The sequence below is a fragment of the Mycobacterium interjectum genome, assembly GCF_900078675.2.
GTDB lineage: Bacteria > Actinomycetota > Actinomycetes > Mycobacteriales > Mycobacteriaceae > Mycobacterium > Mycobacterium interjectum.
On record NZ_LT546237.1, the window covers coordinates 3508045 to 3524145 of the forward strand.

General features: G+C 67.6%; 16 protein-coding genes and 2 pseudogenes. 5 read left to right on the forward strand and 13 right to left on the reverse strand.

The window, feature by feature from the left end:
• Positions 1-10 precede the first annotated feature (10 nt).
• From BN4348_RS51305 to BN4348_RS51320, 4 genes and pseudogenes are all read right to left on the reverse strand, one after another.
• A pseudogene (locus BN4348_RS51305) lies at positions 11-373 on the reverse strand (ATP-binding protein); the annotation flags it as partial.
• Positions 373-1608, reverse strand: coding sequence for an IS21 family transposase (gene istA / locus BN4348_RS51310; RefSeq protein ID WP_066915969.1), 1236 nt, complete (start codon positions 1606-1608; stop codon positions 373-375). The pseudogene BN4348_RS51305 and the gene istA, both read right to left, overlap by 1 nt.
• A 193-nt stretch (positions 1609-1801) precedes the next feature.
• Positions 1802-2452 (reverse strand): hypothetical protein, encoded by a 651-nt coding sequence (locus BN4348_RS51315; RefSeq protein WP_066915971.1) that lies wholly within the window; start codon positions 2450-2452, stop codon positions 1802-1804.
• 81 nt (positions 2453-2533) lie between these two features.
• A protein-coding gene (locus BN4348_RS51320; RefSeq protein WP_096866312.1) for an IS3 family transposase occupies positions 2534-3699 on the reverse strand; the annotation gives its coding sequence in 2 pieces (ribosomal slippage) (positions 2534-3412 and positions 3415-3699; 1164 coding nt in all).
• 80 nt (positions 3700-3779) lie between these two features.
• Between BN4348_RS51320 and BN4348_RS60530 the strand changes: the two genes are divergently transcribed.
• Together BN4348_RS60530 and BN4348_RS51325 are read left to right on the forward strand one after the other, a co-directional pair.
• Entirely contained in the window at positions 3780-3941 is a 162-nt protein-coding gene (locus tag BN4348_RS60530) for a hypothetical protein (RefSeq protein ID WP_167670453.1), read from the forward strand.
• Positions 3942-4031: 90 nt separating this feature from the next.
• Positions 4032-4457 (forward strand): Ltp family lipoprotein, encoded by a 426-nt coding sequence (locus BN4348_RS51325; protein WP_084454452.1) that lies wholly within the window; start codon positions 4032-4034, stop codon positions 4455-4457.
• Positions 4458-4488: 31 nt separating this feature from the next.
• Here BN4348_RS51325 and BN4348_RS51330 read toward each other — a convergent pair whose 3' ends face one another.
• Together BN4348_RS51330 and BN4348_RS51335 are read right to left on the reverse strand one after the other, a co-directional pair.
• Positions 4489-5442: a TIR domain-containing protein gene (locus tag BN4348_RS51330; RefSeq protein WP_066915977.1), complete on the reverse strand. Its 954-nt coding sequence runs from the start codon at positions 5440-5442 to the stop codon at positions 4489-4491.
• A 234-nt stretch (positions 5443-5676) separates the two neighbouring features.
• Positions 5677-6543, reverse strand: a complete 867-nt coding sequence (locus BN4348_RS51335) for an aminodeoxychorismate lyase (RefSeq protein WP_096866313.1) — start codon at positions 6541-6543, stop codon at positions 5677-5679.
• A 61-nt stretch (positions 6544-6604) separates the two neighbouring features.
• Between BN4348_RS51335 and ygfZ the strand changes: the two genes are divergently transcribed.
• Entirely contained in the window at positions 6605-7699 is a 1095-nt protein-coding gene (ygfZ, locus tag BN4348_RS51340) for a CAF17-like 4Fe-4S cluster assembly/insertion protein YgfZ (RefSeq protein WP_066915981.1), read from the forward strand.
• 147 nt (positions 7700-7846) lie between these two features.
• Positions 7847-8041 carry a DUF3073 domain-containing protein gene (locus tag BN4348_RS51345; RefSeq protein WP_066915983.1) on the forward strand — a complete coding sequence of 65 codons (195 nt, stop codon included), beginning with the start codon at positions 7847-7849 and terminating at the stop codon, positions 8039-8041.
• Between the two features lie 77 nt (positions 8042-8118).
• On the opposite strand, the gene purM is transcribed toward BN4348_RS51345, so the two are convergent.
• From purM to BN4348_RS51375, 6 genes and pseudogenes are all read right to left on the reverse strand, one after another.
• The gene (gene purM / locus BN4348_RS51350) at positions 8119-9213 is read right to left on the reverse strand and encodes a phosphoribosylformylglycinamidine cyclo-ligase (protein WP_066915985.1); all 1095 of its coding nucleotides are present in this window, start codon (positions 9211-9213) and stop codon (positions 8119-8121) included.
• 71 nt (positions 9214-9284) lie between these two features.
• The gene (gene purF, locus BN4348_RS51355; protein WP_066915987.1) at positions 9285-10811 is read right to left on the reverse strand and encodes an amidophosphoribosyltransferase; all 1527 of its coding nucleotides are present in this window, start codon (positions 10809-10811) and stop codon (positions 9285-9287) included.
• Positions 10812-10942: 131 nt separating this feature from the next.
• Complete coding sequence (locus tag BN4348_RS51360; protein ID WP_066915989.1) at positions 10943-11338, reverse strand: sterol carrier family protein; 396 nt, start codon at positions 11336-11338, stop codon at positions 10943-10945.
• 4 nt (positions 11339-11342) lie between these two features.
• A complete protein-coding gene (locus tag BN4348_RS51365; protein WP_066915991.1) occupies positions 11343-11948 on the reverse strand; it encodes an Rv0804 family intramembrane glutamic endopeptidase in 606 nt (201 codons plus the stop codon).
• Positions 11945-14324 (reverse strand): annotated as a pseudogene (gene purL, locus BN4348_RS51370) (phosphoribosylformylglycinamidine synthase subunit PurL). Before purL ends, BN4348_RS51365 begins: the two are co-directional and overlap by 4 nt.
• An 18-nt stretch (positions 14325-14342) precedes the next feature.
• Positions 14343-15134, reverse strand: a complete 792-nt coding sequence (locus BN4348_RS51375) for a helix-turn-helix domain-containing protein (RefSeq protein WP_066915993.1) — start codon at positions 15132-15134, stop codon at positions 14343-14345.
• Between the two features lie 124 nt (positions 15135-15258).
• Between BN4348_RS51375 and BN4348_RS51380 the strand changes: the two genes are divergently transcribed.
• Entirely contained in the window at positions 15259-15654 is a 396-nt protein-coding gene (locus BN4348_RS51380; RefSeq protein ID WP_066915995.1) for a nuclear transport factor 2 family protein, read from the forward strand.
• A gap of 96 nt (positions 15655-15750) precedes the next feature.
• Here the strand turns inward: BN4348_RS51380 and BN4348_RS51385 are convergent, their stop codons facing one another.
• On the reverse strand, positions 15751-16098 hold the full coding sequence (locus BN4348_RS51385) for a VOC family protein (RefSeq protein WP_066915997.1): 348 nt from the start codon (positions 16096-16098) through the stop codon (positions 15751-15753).
• Between the last annotated feature and the right edge of the window lie 3 nt (positions 16099-16101).

Here is a 16101-nt window from a genome sequence, read left to right on the forward strand (position 1 = left end):
CGCAGTGTTAACCAGCCTCGGCCGGGCCGAGGAAGACGACGTTGTCTTTTGCGGTGACGAAGTCCAAGGTGCCTAGATGGGCGATGGCGTCGCGTTTGAGGCCCCGTGCGTGGTCGAAGTCAAACTCCTCCAACGACTTCCGCGAGGGGAACCGGGCCGCCCGAATCCTTCCTTCACCGCCGTGGGACTCCCGGGCGGAGACCTCGCGCTGCAGACACGCGGCCAGGAACTCCTCATAGCTCCAGGCCTCGGCCCGTGCCCGCTCGGCAAGCCTCTCGACGGCTTCACGCAAGGTGGGGGCCTTGAGCGCTCGGGTGAGATAGGCCAGCTCGGCGGTCATGTCGCGGCTGACGGTCGTGGTCTTGGCGGCCATCACGCCACCGGCCCGTCGATGTCGACCAGGACGTCGTAGTCGGTCAAACAGCGCTGCTCAACCTCGACCTGGGCTGGGGCCGCCACGACGTCGAACCTGTGCCGGCGCATCGCCTTGGCCGCCGCGAGGTGCTCGGGATCGCTGATCGTCTGGTGCTTGGCCCAGATCCGGTCGTGCTCGGCGACCAGCCGCCCGGCGCACCACACCCGAACCTGGGCCAAGTCGGCCAGGACTTCGATGCGCCGTCCGACCGCCGAGGGGTGCACCGAGTAGTCGTTGGCGTCCAGGCGCACGTAGTGATCGCGGGGCAGCCGGACATGAGTTCTCCATCCGGTGACCGGTGCCACCGGCGGCAATGCCAGCATCGCAGCCTTGTCGGCCTCGACCCGATCTGTCGGACGGCACTCCAGCACGCGATGCAGGCGATGGTTGGCGCCCACCAACCACTCACCAAGTTGGGTGTTGAAGTCTGTCGGTGAGGTGAAAACCCGCCCTGGCAAAAACGCCCGTTCCAGATAGTCGTGGAAGCGCTCGACGAGCCCCTTGGCCTCGGGGTCACCGGGCTTGCAGATCACCACCTTGGCGGCCACCGTTCCACGGAACGCCTGACAGACCGCAGTCAACTCGGGTACCCGGGCCCGCCACCGCCCGACCGCGCCCTCGCCGTCCCAGACGAACACCCTGGGCACCGCGCCCAGCACCGAAAGATGCTGCCACCAAGCGGCATACAGATCCTCAGCGCTGCGACTGGGAATCAGCAACGCCGAGGCCCATCGCGAATACCCACACACCATCGTCATCACCGGCAGCGCAGTGGCCGTACGCACCTGACCCCAGCCGACCGGGATCGACACGTCGGGAAACCACAAGTCGCACTGCGCGATTTCGCCGGCCTGATAGGTCGTGCGCGACGCCGGATCCGGCGGCAGATACACCGGCCGTAACTCACGCACCCGCTCACTAAGCGTCCGGATCGAATACTGCCAACCGATCCGCTCGGCGATCACCGTCGCCGGCATCCTCGGATATGCCGCGAGCAATTCCCGGATCCGCGGCTCAACCTCGTCAACGACCGACCCAGCCGACACCCGCTGATACTTCGGCGGCCGATCACTGGCCAACGCCGCCTTCACCGTGTTACGCGCTACGCCCATCACCCGCGCAACCTCAGAAATCGACAACTGCTCCGACCGCCGCAACCGCCGGATCTCTGCCCAATCCTCCACGCTCAACACTCGCTTCCTCCCTGGCTCGCCCGAGCCAAGGATCTCCAGGAAGCTGGTCAAAATTCAGTTGCCGCGCTCTGGTCAGTATTCAGTTGCCGCCGACAGAGCAGGTGCGGATCTTCTGGGCAGCCTCGACGAAGCCGCGCTGGCAGTCGCTCTTTGTACGGCTCTGGTAAGTGGACAGGCACGAGATCACCGCCCTTTACGTAGGGATCGTGGTCGGCGCGGTGTAGGAGCCGGACGACTTGACTTGGCAGATCGCCACCGCGCCCCGGTGCCGGACGCCGACGCCGAAGCCACGTACGAAGAACGATTCCACGATGGGGTACGGGCCGGTGCCCGGAATATGCCGCAGGCCACGGTATTGCGGTAGAACGTGCTCGCGGAAACCAACCGGGTTGACGCTGTCGTTCTGCCCGCCCGTCGCAATGACGGCCGCGTACCCCAGAGGCACGTAATACGACTTGATCACCAGCGCGCCGCCATATGAACCCCAGACCTGCAGACCGTTGTAATCAGCGTCGGGGATGTTGCCGTGCACCGTCTCATTGGAAATCCAGGCGGGCATAAGGGCACTCGGGATGAAGTCCCACTTGGGCGCTTCGTTGGTCGCGACCTCGACGTTGGCTCGCCAGGCCGAGATGCCCGACAGATCAAAGTCGTCCGGGTGCAACAGGAGGATCATCGTGGTCTGAGGATGCACGCCGTAGCCGTGTTCCTTGACGTGGTTGATGAGCGCCTCAACATGAGTCGGCTGAAGAACCGTGCTGTTGGTGACGAGGTAGTGCGTGTGATCACCGTCGAACGTCTTGCCGAGGTACGGCGGTGGGACCATGCCATCGCCCGACCACAAGCCGTAGCACGTTGCGCCCCAGTCGTTAGTCCGCTGCGTGGGGTCGAAGGGGTCTGCTGCACGGATAGGTGACAGTTTCGGTTACGCGGCCTGATGGGCCGGTGTGGCCATGATTGCTTCGAATTCGATGGGCGTCAACCGGCCAAGACTCACTTGCCGGCGTCGGCGGTGGTAGGTGCGTTCGATCCAGGTGACAATCGCGATGCGCAGCTGCTCGCGGGTGTCCCAGCGGCGGCGGTCCAAGACATTCTTCTGCAGCAGGCTAAAGAACGACTCCATGGCCGCGTTGTCGCCGGCAGCCCCGACGCGGCCCATGGAGCCGACCATGTCATGGCGGCCCAGGGCGTGAACGAATTTCCGGCGTCGAAATTGACTGCCGCGGTCGCTGTGAACCACACAGCCGGCGACATCACCGCGGCGCGCCACCGCACTACTGAGGGCCTGGGTGGCTAGTCGGGACTTCATCCGCGAGTCGATGGAGTAGCCGACGATGCGGTTGGAGAACACGTCTTTGATCGCACAGACGTAGAGCTTGCCCTCGCCGGTGCGGTGTTCAGTAATATCGGCCAACCACAACCGATTCGGCGCATCAGCGGTGAAATCCCGGCCCACCAGATCGTCATGGACCGGTGGGCCAACCTTGCCGTTCTTGCCGCGCTTGCGTTTGCCGAACGCACTCCACCAACCGTTGTGCGAGCAGATCCGCCACGCGGTCCGCTCGGCCATCGGCAGGCCGGCGTCGCCGGCCTCGGCCACCAGGAACCGGTAGCCGAACTCCGGATCGTCGCGATGGGCATCGAACAAGGCGTTGGCCCGATGCGCCTCGACGTACTCGGCGTCGGTGACCGGATTGGCCAGCCATCGGTAGTAGGGCTGGCGGGCGAGCTTGAGGACCCGGCACGTCACCGCGACAGGGATCCCGTCGGCGGCGAGCTCTTTCACGAGCGGGTAAAGCCTTTTCCCGGCAGATTGGACTGCGACAGATAGGCCGCGGCTCGGCGCAGGACTTCGTTCTCCTGCTCCAACAGCTTGATTCGGCGGCGGGCATCCCGCAGCTCCGCCGATTCGCTGGTACTGGTGCCCGGCCTGACACCGTCATCGACGTCGGCTTGACGCATCCACTTCGACAGGGTCATCGGGTGCACCCCGAAGTCAGCGGCGATCTGCTCAAGGGTGATGCCGTCGTCACGGTTGCGGGCGACCCGAACGACGTCGTCACGAAACTCACGGGGATACGGCCTGGGCACAATGACATCCTTCCAGCCCACCCCACAGGGGCAAGCCATCTCAGGTGTCACCTACTCGTGCAGCAGACCCCTTTATGCAGGTGAGTAAGTGGCTGGGGCACGCCAACTACACGTTGACGTTGAACACGTACGGCGAGTGGATCCCTGCCGAGGACGGCGGTGTGCCGAACGCGCTGCCCGAACCCAAGCCCGCCAAGGCGAAGGCGACGAATGTCGTGCAACTGCGGGCTGCACAAGGCTAACTTCCGCACTTGCCGCATAACACAGTTACCTACAGCAACTTTGCAAATAACGCGCCGGCTGGTACCGGGACGGCGCTACATTTCCTTACCATGAATAAGAAGCACCTTGCTGCCCCCGCCACCACCGTGCTCCTGGCGATCAGCGTTGTCGCAGCAGCCGGGGCGCACGCAGCCCCATTTGAACCCGCACCCCATGGCCGGGCGAGTCAACAGCCCCTTAGCCCGGCGAGTCAACAGAGCGCCGTGCGCAAGGCACAGCAATACCTCGACATGGAGGGGTTCTCGCGTCTGGGGCTCATCAACCAACTAGTGGAAGCCGAGCATTTCTCAACCGACGACGCAACATACGCCGTCGACAGCCTTAACGTCGACTGGAATCAACAGGCGGCAAAGAAAGCAAAGCAATACCTCGACATGGAGGGGTTCTCCCATGACGCACTCATCAACCAACTAGTGGAAGCTGAAAAGTTCACCCCGTCGCAGGCGGCGTATGGGGTTAACGCTGTCGGTCTTTAGGCCGAAGCCCGCTAAGGCAAAGGTTGTTGCCCTATTCGGGTAGCCCCTCTGGCCGGTCGTCATCAGTTGTCGTAATCGCCCTCATCGGAACGGTACGGATAGTGCCATCTTCCGCCTCAATGCGAAGGTAAACACCGGTTCCTCTCGTCAGGGCCGCAAGGACTGTGCCCTGAAACTTGCCGTGCTCAGAGGTGTTCGCAGTCACTTGACTTCCCACAAAGACAGCAGCGGCCTCGTCCGCAGCTCGTTGGGCTGCTGCCTGTTGTGGATCTTCGCGAAAAAGCCATCGGTTCTCAATGGCCAAATCCGGGGACGAAAATGTCACGCCCGCAAGAGGTCCGCTGCTCGGGGACGAAAACGTCACGCCCGCAAGTCGCGATGCGACTCCACTGATCTGGAATCGTTGCTCCAAAGCCTCGCGCTCGATCGCACGAACCCGGTCCAAAATCTCGGCTAAGACTTCCGACTCACCCCGCTTCGGCGGCTTCGTAGCGCCGCCTGCCTTATCCAGTGCGATGACCTCGCCGAGTTTCGTCTCGAAGTCTGGCCATTCCCGCTCGAAGGTTTGCTTCAGAATGCCTTCCGCCAACTTGTGCTCGCAGCGGTTGTTGATCTCCATGAGCATCTTAAGTACGGCCTCCTTGTCGGAAGCACGCGTTGCTTGGAAACTGTTGAGGGGACCGCTGATGTCGGATGGCGCCAGATCTATCAGCAGCGGGCGAACTCTCGACGTCGCGGTTGCTTTCGCCAAGGCCCCGGCTTCAAAGTTCAGCCACGGCTCGTTTTGGTTGCGACTGGTGATGATGACGATGCCGTCGCCGGTCTCCTCAAGTCTCGCCGCAATTTCCGCATCCCAACGAGCGCCACTCTCAATTGCGGAGGAAACGAACGGGATGAGAGCTTGAATGACTTTGACCAGCCACACCTCCATAAAGCGTGCCATCTCGTGGGCGGCGTCACCTGACCAACTGATGAAGATTTTCACGGCCCAATCGTGCCACCGATCCGCCGCGCAATACCGGCATGTCGCGTAACTGTGTCGCGCCCAGGGTAGGTCGCGCCAGCGCCGGGGTCAGGCCGGGGAGAAGGCTACAAAACCGCCTGCGAACTGCGTAAATAGGTGGTCCGCTGGGAAGCTATCAATTTCGCGGACCACCTCCTTCCTTGTGTACGGCCGAAGTTACCCGCCATTGCGCGAGCCGACAACCGAATTCAGCGCTCAGCGATCGCTGACGATGGCCGCGTCGACCAGTTCGGCGAATTCGGTGGCGATCGGGGATCGGAGCAGTCGGCGACCGTCGAGCGTGTGCACACGCGCCGCCAGGGTCATGCTTGATATCAACCAGATCCCTTGGGCCGCTTCTAGATCCGCGGCCCGCAGCGCGCGGTAGTCGCAGTCATAGCCCTTCGCCCGGGCGACCTCGAAGAGGGCCTGTTGCGTGGTGCCCCGCAGGATCGGGTACCAGGGCGGCGGCGTCAGCAGGCAGGGCGTGCCGTCCGCGCCGGCGCCGGTGGCGATCACCACCGTCGAGCGCGGGCCTTCCAGGATGTAGCCGTCGGAGCTGACGAAGATGACGTCGCCGGCGCCCTGGCGGTCGGCGTGCCGCAGGGCGGCCATGTTGACCGCATACGACAGCGTTTTGGCGCCGGCCAGCAGCCACGGCATGGCATCGGCGGCGTTGGCCGGCAGCCCTCGGTCGAGGGTGATCGCCGCAAGCCCGTCTCGACGGACTGCGGTCACCCGGTCCGGGACGGGGTTGACCATCACGTACGCGCTCGGCGCCGAACCGCTCTCGCGGCCGCGGCTGTAAATCAAGCGCATCGCGCCTTCGCCGGCGGTGCCCGCGGTCCACCGGCGCGTGGCCTCCGCGATGGCGTGCCGCCAACCGGGAAGGTCCGGCGCGGGCAGGTCCGTCAATTTCGCCGAATGGGTGAGCCGCTGCAGATGCGACTCCACCAGGCAGGCCCTGCCATCGCGGATGAGCAGCGTCTCGAAGATGCCGTCGCCGCGGACGGCGGCCAGGTCGTCGGCGTGCAGCAGAGGCGACCCCGGCGGATGGATCTCGCCGTCCAGCGTGACGATCACACCCATCCGGTCGGCCATAGACGGTAAGCCTAGCCGCGCGCCGGGTCCGTAGAGTTGTCGTGTGACTGCAGTTCCTGCACCCGATCCCGGGCCCGACGCCGGCGCGATCTGGCACTACGGCGATCCGCTGGGCGAGCAGCGCGCGGCCGAGTCCGACGCGGTGGTGATCGACCGCTCACACCGCGCGGTGCTCACCCTGACCGGCAAGGACCGGCAGGCCTGGCTGCACAGCATCTCCACCCAACACGTGAGCGAACTCCCCGAGGGCGCCACCACGCAAAACCTCAGCCTCGACGGCCAGGGCCGCGTCGAGGACCACTGGATCCAGACCGAGCTGGGCGGCACGACGTACCTCGACACCGAGCCCTGGCGGGGTGAGCCGCTGCTGGATTACCTGCGCAAGATGGTCTTCTGGTCCGAGGTCACCCCCGCTGCCGCGGACATGGCGGTGCTGTCGCTGCTGGGTCCGCGGTTGGCCGACCGCGCGGTGCTCGACGCGCTCGGGCTCGACGCCCTGCCCGCCGGGCTGACCGCGGTTTCGGTCCCCGGGGGCGGCTTTGCGCGGCGGATGCCCGCCGTGCCCGTGGGCCCGATCGAGCTGGACCTGGTGGCGCCGCGCGGCGAGGCGGCCGGCTGGCTGAACCGCCTGGCCCAGGCCGGTTTGCGGCCTGCCGGCGTGTGGGCCTACGAAGCCCACCGGGTGGCGGCGCTGCGCCCGCGCCTCGGCGTCGACACCGACGAGCGCACGATCCCCCACGAGGTGGGTTGGATCGGTGGTCCGGGTGCGGGGGCGGTGCATCTGGACAAGGGTTGCTATCGCGGGCAGGAGACCGTCGCGCGGGTGCACAACCTGGGCAAGCCGCCGCGGATGCTGGTGTTGTTGCACCTCGACGGCTCGGTCGAGCGGCCCTCGACGGGTGATGCGGTGCTGGCCGGCGGTCGTGCCGTCGGGCGGCTCGGGACCGTCGTCGATCATGTGGACCTCGGGCCGGTGGCGCTGGCGTTGCTCAAGCGGGGGGTGCCGGCCGACACCGCCTTGACGACCGGTCCCGAGGCCGCGGTCGCCGCGGTCATCGATGCCGATTCGCTGCCCGCCGCGGAACACGTCGGCGCGGGCCGGCGAGCCGTTGAACGGTTGCGGGGCGGTGCGAGATAATGCTCGATGAGGTCCGCCACGGCGGGCAGGGGTCGCCGACACCCGGCCGTAAGGCACGGTAAACTGTCGGCAGGACAATAACGACACCAAGAGATCGGAGCCGCCTACTCGTTAGGCCGCTCCGTTATTGCGCGAGGGGGTTCCCCCATGGGCCGCGGCCGGGCGAAGGCAAAGCAGACCAAGGTTGCTCGAGAACTCAAATACAGTTCCCCGCAAACCGACTTCCAGCGGCTTCAGCGCGAGCTGTCGGGAACGGACGCCGACGAATCCAACGAACTGGACGACTCGGACGGACTACCCCCGGGCAATTCTTGGGACGACCACGACGAGTGGCGCCGCTAGAACCCGAAACCACTGTGCCGATGCGCTGAGCATCGGCACAGTGCTCGTTCCGGCTCAGTCCAGGGCGGCTTCGGCGGTCAGAACCTCGGGTGTTGCCCGACCAGCGTGGCCCGCGGGCCGTCTTTACCGCCTTTGCCGACGGTGCCCAACACCCAGCTATCCAGATGCCGCGCGGTCAGGATGGCAAGGGCGCGGTCGGTGTCTTCCGGCGCGACGACGGCGATCATGCCGACGCCCATGTTGAACGTCTTCTCCATCTCCGGCCGCGTCACCCGGCCGCGCTGGGCGATCATCGCGAACACCGGCGCCGGCGTCCAGGTGCCGCGGTCGACCTCGGCGACCAGCCCGGGCGGGATGACGCGCTGCAGGTTGCCGGCCAGCCCACCGCCGGTGACGTGGCAGAACGTGCGGACATGGGTCTCGGCGGCGAGCGCCAGGCAGTCTTTGGCGTAGATACGGGTGGGTTCCAGCAGTTCCTCGCCCAGCGTGCGGCCGAACTCCTCGACGTAACCGGCCAGGTTCATCCGGTCGATCTCGAGCAGGACCGTGCGGGCCAGCGAATACCCGTTGGAATGCAGGCCGGACGAGCCCATCGCGATGATGACGTCGCCGGGCTTGACCCTGTCGGGGCCCAGCACGTCGTCGGCCTCCACGACGCCGACTCCGGTCGCCGAGATGTCGTAGTGGTCCGGCTCCATCAGACCGGGGTGCTCGGCGGTTTCGCCGCCCAGCAGCGCGCAGCCGGCGCGCACGCAGCCCTCGGCGATGCCGCCGACGATCGCGCTCAGCCGTTCCGGCACCGTGCGTCCGACCGCGATGTAGTCCTGCAGGAACAGCGGTTCGGCGCCGCACACGACGAGATCGTCGACCACCATCGCGACCAGGTCGAGGCCGACCGTGTCGTGCTTGTCCATCGCCTGGGCGACCGCCAGCTTCGTACCGACCCCATCCGTCGAGGCCGCCAGCACCGGCTCGCGGTAGTCGCCACGCAAAGCGAACAACCCCGCGAACCCGCCCAGCCCCCCGCGCACCTCGGGTCTGGTCGCCTTCGTGGCAAGCGGTTTGAACAAAGCCACGGCGCGGTCACCGGCTTCAATGTCCACCCCGGCCGACGCGTAGGTGATGCCCTGGCTGCCCGGGTTTTGTCCGGGGCTTTTTCCGGGATCCGTCATCGCGATAAAGGCTACCGGGCTGCGCTCGGCGCCGGTATCACGCGTCTGTGAAGCAACGAGAACCCATAGGGTCAGCGCACGACGGGAACTTCATCGGGCGTCAGGTCATCGAACGCGGCGCCGCGCGCGGCGTTGGTGAGCATGTGCTCGATGACGTTCTTGCCCAGCGCGGTTTCCCCGGGCAGTTCGATCGGGTACTTGCCGTCGAAGCAGGCGGTGCACAGCCGCGACGCGGGCTGCTCGGAGGCCGCGACCAGACCCCGCAGCGAAATGTGGCCCAGCGTGTCGGCCCCGATGGCGTGGCGGACCGCCTCGAGCGACTCGTCTTGGTCTTGCACGGCGTTGGCGATCAACTCGGCCGGCGACGGGAAGTCGATGCCGTAGAAGCACGGCCACTTCACCGGCGGTGAGGCGATGCGCACGTGCACTTCGAGGGCGCCGGCCTCGCGCAGCATGCGCAACAGGGCCCGCTGGGTGTTCCCCCGCACGATCGAATCGTCGACGACGATCAGCCGCTTGCCTCGGATCACCTCTTTGAGCGGGTTGAGCTTGAGCCGGATGCCGAGCTGGCGGATGGTCTGCGACGGCTGGATGAAGGTGCGGCCGACGTAGGCGTTCTTCATCAGGCCCTGGCCGTACGGGATGCCGGATTCCTGGGCGTATCCGACGGCGGCCGGGGTTCCCGACTCCGGCACGCCGATCACCAGGTCGGCTTCGACGGGGCTTTCGCGCGCCAGCCGGCGACCGATCTCGACCCGGGTGGCGTGCACCGACCGGCCCGCGATCGTGCTGTCCGGTCGTGCCAGGTAGACGTATTCGAAGACGCAGCCCTTGGGCTCGGGGTTGGCGAACCGCGTCGAGCGCACGCCGTCGGCGTCGATGGCCAGCAGCTCACCCGGTTCGATGTCGCGCACGAAAGAGGCGCCGACGATGTCGAGCGCGGCGGTTTCGGACGCCACCACCCAGCCGCGGTCCAGCCGTCCGAGGCAAAGCGGCCGCACCCCAAACGGATCGCGGCACGCATACAGCGTGTTCTCGTCCATGAACGTCAGGCAGAAGGCACCGCGCACGGTCGGCAGCAGCTCCAGCGCCGCCTGTTCCAGGGTGGAATCGGCCGCGCCGTGGGCCAGCAGCGCGCCCAGGATGTCGGAGTCGGTCGTCGCCGGGGCCGGGCATCGGGTGCCGATCAAGCCCGCGTCGCGGGCGCGTGTGGCGAGTTCGGCGGTATTGACCAGATTCCCGTTGTGCCCCAACGCAACCCCGGTGCCGGCGGCGGTGTTGCGGAACACCGGCTGGGCGTTTTCCCATGTCGTGTCGCCCGTGGTGGAGTAGCGGCAGTGCCCGATCGCGACGTGGCCCTGCATCGCGGCCAGCGTTTGCTCGTCGAACACCTGGCTGACCAGGCCGAGGTCTTTGAAGACCAACACCTGGGATCCGTCGGCGACGGCGATCCCCGCCGCTTCCTGCCCACGATGCTGCAGCGCGTAGAGGCCGTAGTAGGTGAGTTTGGCGACTTCCTCGCCCGGGGCCCATACCCCGAATACGCCACACTCTTCACGTGGGGAGTTCAGGTCCTGCTCGGACTCCTGGACGGTCACGGTTCGGCGGCTCCCTGGCGAACGATTGGTGACGTACCGGAGTCTACGGGCTGGACGGCCGTGGCGCCGAATCCGATCGGCGTGTTGGGCGCCGAAATCCGCTTCCGCAACCCTAAACCGGCAGTTCAGACTTATGTTTCGCCCACGTCGAACAACGGCAGCCAGTGGCCGATCTCACCCGCCCGGGAGCCCGACAACGTCGCCGCCCCGGTACCGGTGGCCTCCTCGAGCCGCACCAGGCCGGTGGCCAGCAGCAGCCAGGTGCGCGGGTCGGCCTCCACGACGTTGGGCGGTGTGCCGCGGGTGTGGCGGGGTCCGGCGATGCACTGCACGGCGGCGAAAGGCGGGATCCGAACCTCGACGCTGGCGCCGGGCGCGACCGCGGCCAGCGTGCGTGCCGTGAGCCGGACCGCGGTGGCCAGGGCGTCCCGATCGGGCACCGGGCGAGCGTCGTCGCGCAGCCAGTCCAGAACGGCGAGCACCGCCTGGCGGGTCTTTGCCGGATCGGCTCGTTGACGGGCGGCCATGGCCCTAGGGTCGCACGGTCAGCGTGGCGATCGCGCCGGCCTCGTTGATCGCCAGATGCGCCAGCATCGGCGCGGCGAGGCTGCCGGAGCGCTCGGCAAGCCAGCCGAATAACCAGCCCGCGACGCCGGTGACCAGCACGGTCAGCACCACCGGGTCGCCCGCCGCGCGGGCGTCGGCGATATGAGACAGGCCAAAGGCGCTCGCCTGCAGCAACCTTCCGCTGCGGCTGCCGAACGCGGCAGCGCCCGCGGCGCCCAGCGCCGCGCGAAAGGCCGCCTCCTCGGCCCAGACCGTGCCGAACGGGATCCGCAGCAACAGCCACACGGGCACGGACGCCGGCGGCTCGCGCACGGCCATCCCGGCGCGCACCGGGGGTACCGCCGTCGTGGCGGCGATCGTGGTCGTCGCCACCGCCCCTGCCGCCAACCCAAGCCGCGCGCCGGCGCGCAATTCCGGCGGCCGAAGACCCAGTGGCGCACGCGTCGCCGCAATCAGCAACGCGCCCACAACCGCCTGCAGGGTGGCGCGCCACGCGGGCGGTAGCCGCGGACTGATGACGCTCCAGCCGACGAGCGCCGCGGCCAACGCAAGCGCGTTAAGCCGCCTCATCCAAAAAAACGCGGCAGCACCGACTCTGACGTCTCGCGCAGTTGCGCCAGGGACACCGTGAACAAGCCCTGAACCTCCACCGCGTCCGAGCCCTGATCGACGACGCCGATCCGCACCGCGGGCAGCCCCCGCGCCTCGCACATCGAGCGGAACCGACTCTCCTCGGTGCGCGGCACCGCCGCCAGCACCCGGCCCGCCGACTCCGAGAACAACATCACAAAGGGGTCGGTGTCCTCGGGAAGCACGATGCGGCAACCGGTTTCACCCGCCAGCGCCGACTCCACGATGGCCTGGGCGAGGCCGCCCTCGGACAGGTCGTGCGCGGCGGAAACCAGCCCGTCGCGCGACGCCGAGGCCAGCACCTCGGCCAGCAGCTTCTCGCGCGCCAGGTCGACCCGGGGCGGCAGCCCGCCCAGGTGGTCGGCGGTCACCTGCGCCCAGACGGAACCGTCGAACTCGTCGCGCGTGTCGCCCAGCAGCATCAGGGTTTCGCCCGGTTCGGTGCCCAGGCCGGTGGGGATGCGCCGACTGACGTCATCGATCACGCCGAGCACGCCCACCACCGGCGTGGGCAGGATCGCCGCCGACCCGGTTTGGTTGTAAAAGCTGACGTTGCCGCCGGTCACCGGAATCCCAAGGGCCGCACAGCCATCGGCCAGGCCGCGCACCGCCTGCGAGAACTGCCACATCACCCCCGGGTCCTCGGGCGAACCGAAGTTGAGGCAGTTGGTCACCGCGACCGGGGTCGCGCCGGTGACGGCGACGTTGCGGTACGCCTCGGCCAGCGCGAGCTGGGCCCCGGCGTAGGGGTCAAGCAGCGTGTAGCGCCCCGACGCGTCGGTCGACACCGCGATGCCGCGACCGGTCGACTCGTCGACGCGCAGCACGCCGCCGTCGGCATGCTCGGCCAGCACGGTGTTGCCGCGCACGTAGCGGTCGTACTGCTCGGTGATGAACGCGCGGCTGCACAGGTGCGGACTGCCCAGCAGCGCAAGCAAAGTCGCGCGCAGCTCGTCACCGGTGGACGGACGCGGCAGACCCGTCGATCGGTCCGCGTTCAGGGCGTCCTGGGAATCGGGGCGCGCGACGGGCCGCTGATACACCGGCCCCTCGTGGGCCACGGTCCGCGGTGGCACGTCGACGACGGTCTCGCCGCGCCAGGTGATCCGCAACCGGTCGCCGTCGGTGACCTCGCCGATGACGGTGGCCAGCACCTCCCACTTGCGGCACACCGTCATGAAGGCGTCCACGTTCTCCGGCGCCACCACCGCGCACATGCGCTCCTGCGACTCGCTGCAGAGCACCTCGGCGGCGGTCATCTCCTTGGCCCGCAGCGGCACCGTGTCGAGTTGCACCGCCATCCCGCCGTCCCCGGCCGATGCCAATTCAGAAGTGGCGCAAGCTAATCCGGCACCACCGAGGTCCTGGATGCCGATCACCAGCCCGCCCGCGTACAGCTCGAGGCAGCACTCGATGAGAACCTTCTCCATGAAGGGGTCACCGACCTGAACCGAGGGCAGCTTCTTGCGGGATCCGGTGCTGTCGAACGTGTCCGACGCCAGCACCGACACCCCGCCGATGCCGTCGAGTCCCGTCCGCGCGCCGAACAGGATGATCTTGTTCCCCACACCGGAGGCGAACGCCAAATGCAGGTCCTCCTGGCGCAACACGCCCACACACATCGCGTTCACCAACGGGTTTCCGGCATAGCACGCGTCGAAAACGGTCTCGCCGCCGATGTTGGGCAGGCCCAGCGAGTTGCCGTAACCGCCGATGCCGCGGACCACGCCGTCGACCACGCGCCGGGTGTCGGGCGCATCGGCGGCGCCGAACCGCAGCTGGTCCATCACCGCGACCGGTCGCGCGCCCATCGCCATGATGTCGCGCACGATGCCGCCCACGCCGGTGGCCGCGNCGCAGCTGGTCCATCACCGCGACCGGTCGCGCGCCCATCGCCATGATGTCGCGCACGATGCCGCCCACGCCGGTGGCCGCGCCCTGGTAGGGCTCGACGTAGGACGGATGGTTGTGCGATTCCACCTTGAAGGTGACCGCCCAGCCGTCGCCGATGTCGACGACGCCGGCGTTCTCGCCGATGCCGGCGAGCATGCCCGCGCGCATCGCGTCGGTGGTGGTTTCGCCGAAGTAGCGCAGGTGCACCTTAGAGGACTTGTAGGAGCAGTGCTCGCTCCACATCACCGAGTACATCGCCAGCTCGGTGTCGGTGGGCCGGCGGCCCAAGATCTCGCGGATCCGCTGGTACTCGTCGTCCTTGAGGCCCAGTTCGTGAAACGGTTGCGGCTGGTCGGGTGTTGTGGCGGCGTGTTCGACGGTGTCGATGGTGTGGGTGCGCGCGCTCGCCCCGGAGACAGTCACCCGAACAGTGTAAGAGCGCTACCTGCCGTGCAGCAGCTTGGCGCTTTCGGCGTCGGCCGGATAGAACAGCTCGACCGCCAGTTCGGCGAGCGTGACGTCGAGCGGGGTCCCAAACGTCGTCAGTGTCGTGAACATCGATAATGGCTGCCCGCCGCCGACATCCAGCACGAAGGGGATGAGCAGCGCGCCGGCGCTGTCCGGCGGCGCGCTACGCGCTGTGGCGGCGCTCGCGACTCCCGGATACGCGCGCACCTCGTCGTCGAGCGCCTGCAATCCCGCGTCGCCGGTGAGCGCGATCGTGCGCCGGAGCTGGTGCAGCAGGTAGCCCGCCCATTCCGGGAAATTCAGGGTCCGCCCGGCGCGGCCGTCGGGGTGCAGCGACAGCCGGTAGACGTTGGCCGGCGGGCCGAGCAGATGGTCGGGCAGGCCGGCGGTAAGGGCGGACGCCGCGGCGTTGCTGCCCAGGATGTTCCAGCAGCGGTCGATCACGATTCCGGGATAGGGGTCGTGCGCATCGAGGAGGCGCTGCACCGCGTCACGGGCCGGGGACAGCGCGGCATCCTCGAGCGAACGCGACTGGTAACGGGGCGCGAACCCGGCCGCGAGCAGCAGCGTATTGCGTTCCCGCAGTGGAACATCGAGGCCCTCGGCGAGGGCAAGCACCATCTCCGGGCTGGGCCGCGACCGCCCCGTCTCGATGAAGCTCAGGTGCCGCGCCGATACCCCGACGGTCAGCGACAGGTCGAGCTGACTCACCCGTCGGCGCTCCCGCCATTCGCGCAACAGGGCACCTACCGCCGCGTGGCTCACCAAGCCACGGTAACCACGCCGGCGTACCCGCCGCGATGACCTCGGAGGTAATTGTGCCGCCGCATCCCGCCGCGACACGCTTGGCACGACGCGTTCAACCGGAGCGCCCGACCAAGGAGGAACGATGGCCGACGTCCAATCCGCCCCCAAGTTCAGCGCCGAGGTATTCGCGGCGTATTGGGCCGCGCCCACCATGTCGCGCGGCTTCGACATCCTGGCCGACGACATCGTGGGCTACTGGCCGGGCGACCCCGAGCCGGTCCGGGGTATCGAGCCCTACACGGCCAAGATCGCCGAATTACTCGACGCCGCACCGGATTTGAAGCTCGAAGTTATCGACAGCGCCACCGTCCCCGGCGCCACCGCGGGCGAGGAGCTGGTGTTTTTGCACTACGTTGGTCGGGGCACCGGGCCCGACGGGACGTTCCAGATCCGGGGCATCGACCGGGTTCGCACCCGCGACGGGATCGTGGTGGAAAACGTCATCCGCTACGACCCGCCGATCCGTGCCGGGGGCTAGGCGCTCGAGTGTGCGCTCACGGCTTTGCGTGTGAGGCCAGTGCGGGTTTTCGACGATTTTCCCGCCCCAGGCGCACACCCAACGCCGTGGGCGCACTCACTGCCCCACGACGCAGAAGACGTTGCCCTCGGGGTCGGCCAGCACCACCCAGCGGAAGTTGTCGCCGAACTTGTGCCGGCCGACCTCGTCGGCCCCGGCCGCCGTCAGCCGCGCCACTTCGGCGTCGACGTCGGCGGCACTGAAGTCCAGGTGGACGCGGTTCTTCCCCGGGGTGGGGTCGGGCACCTTCTGGAATCCGAGCTTGGGCCCCTGGCCCAGCGTCACCGCGGTGAACTCGTCGGCGAGCAATTCCTGCGTCGTCCCACCGAACTGCTCGGCCCACCAACCGGCCAGCCCCGCGGGATCGCTGCAGTCGAACGTGACCATTTCTACGTTGATAGTCATGGC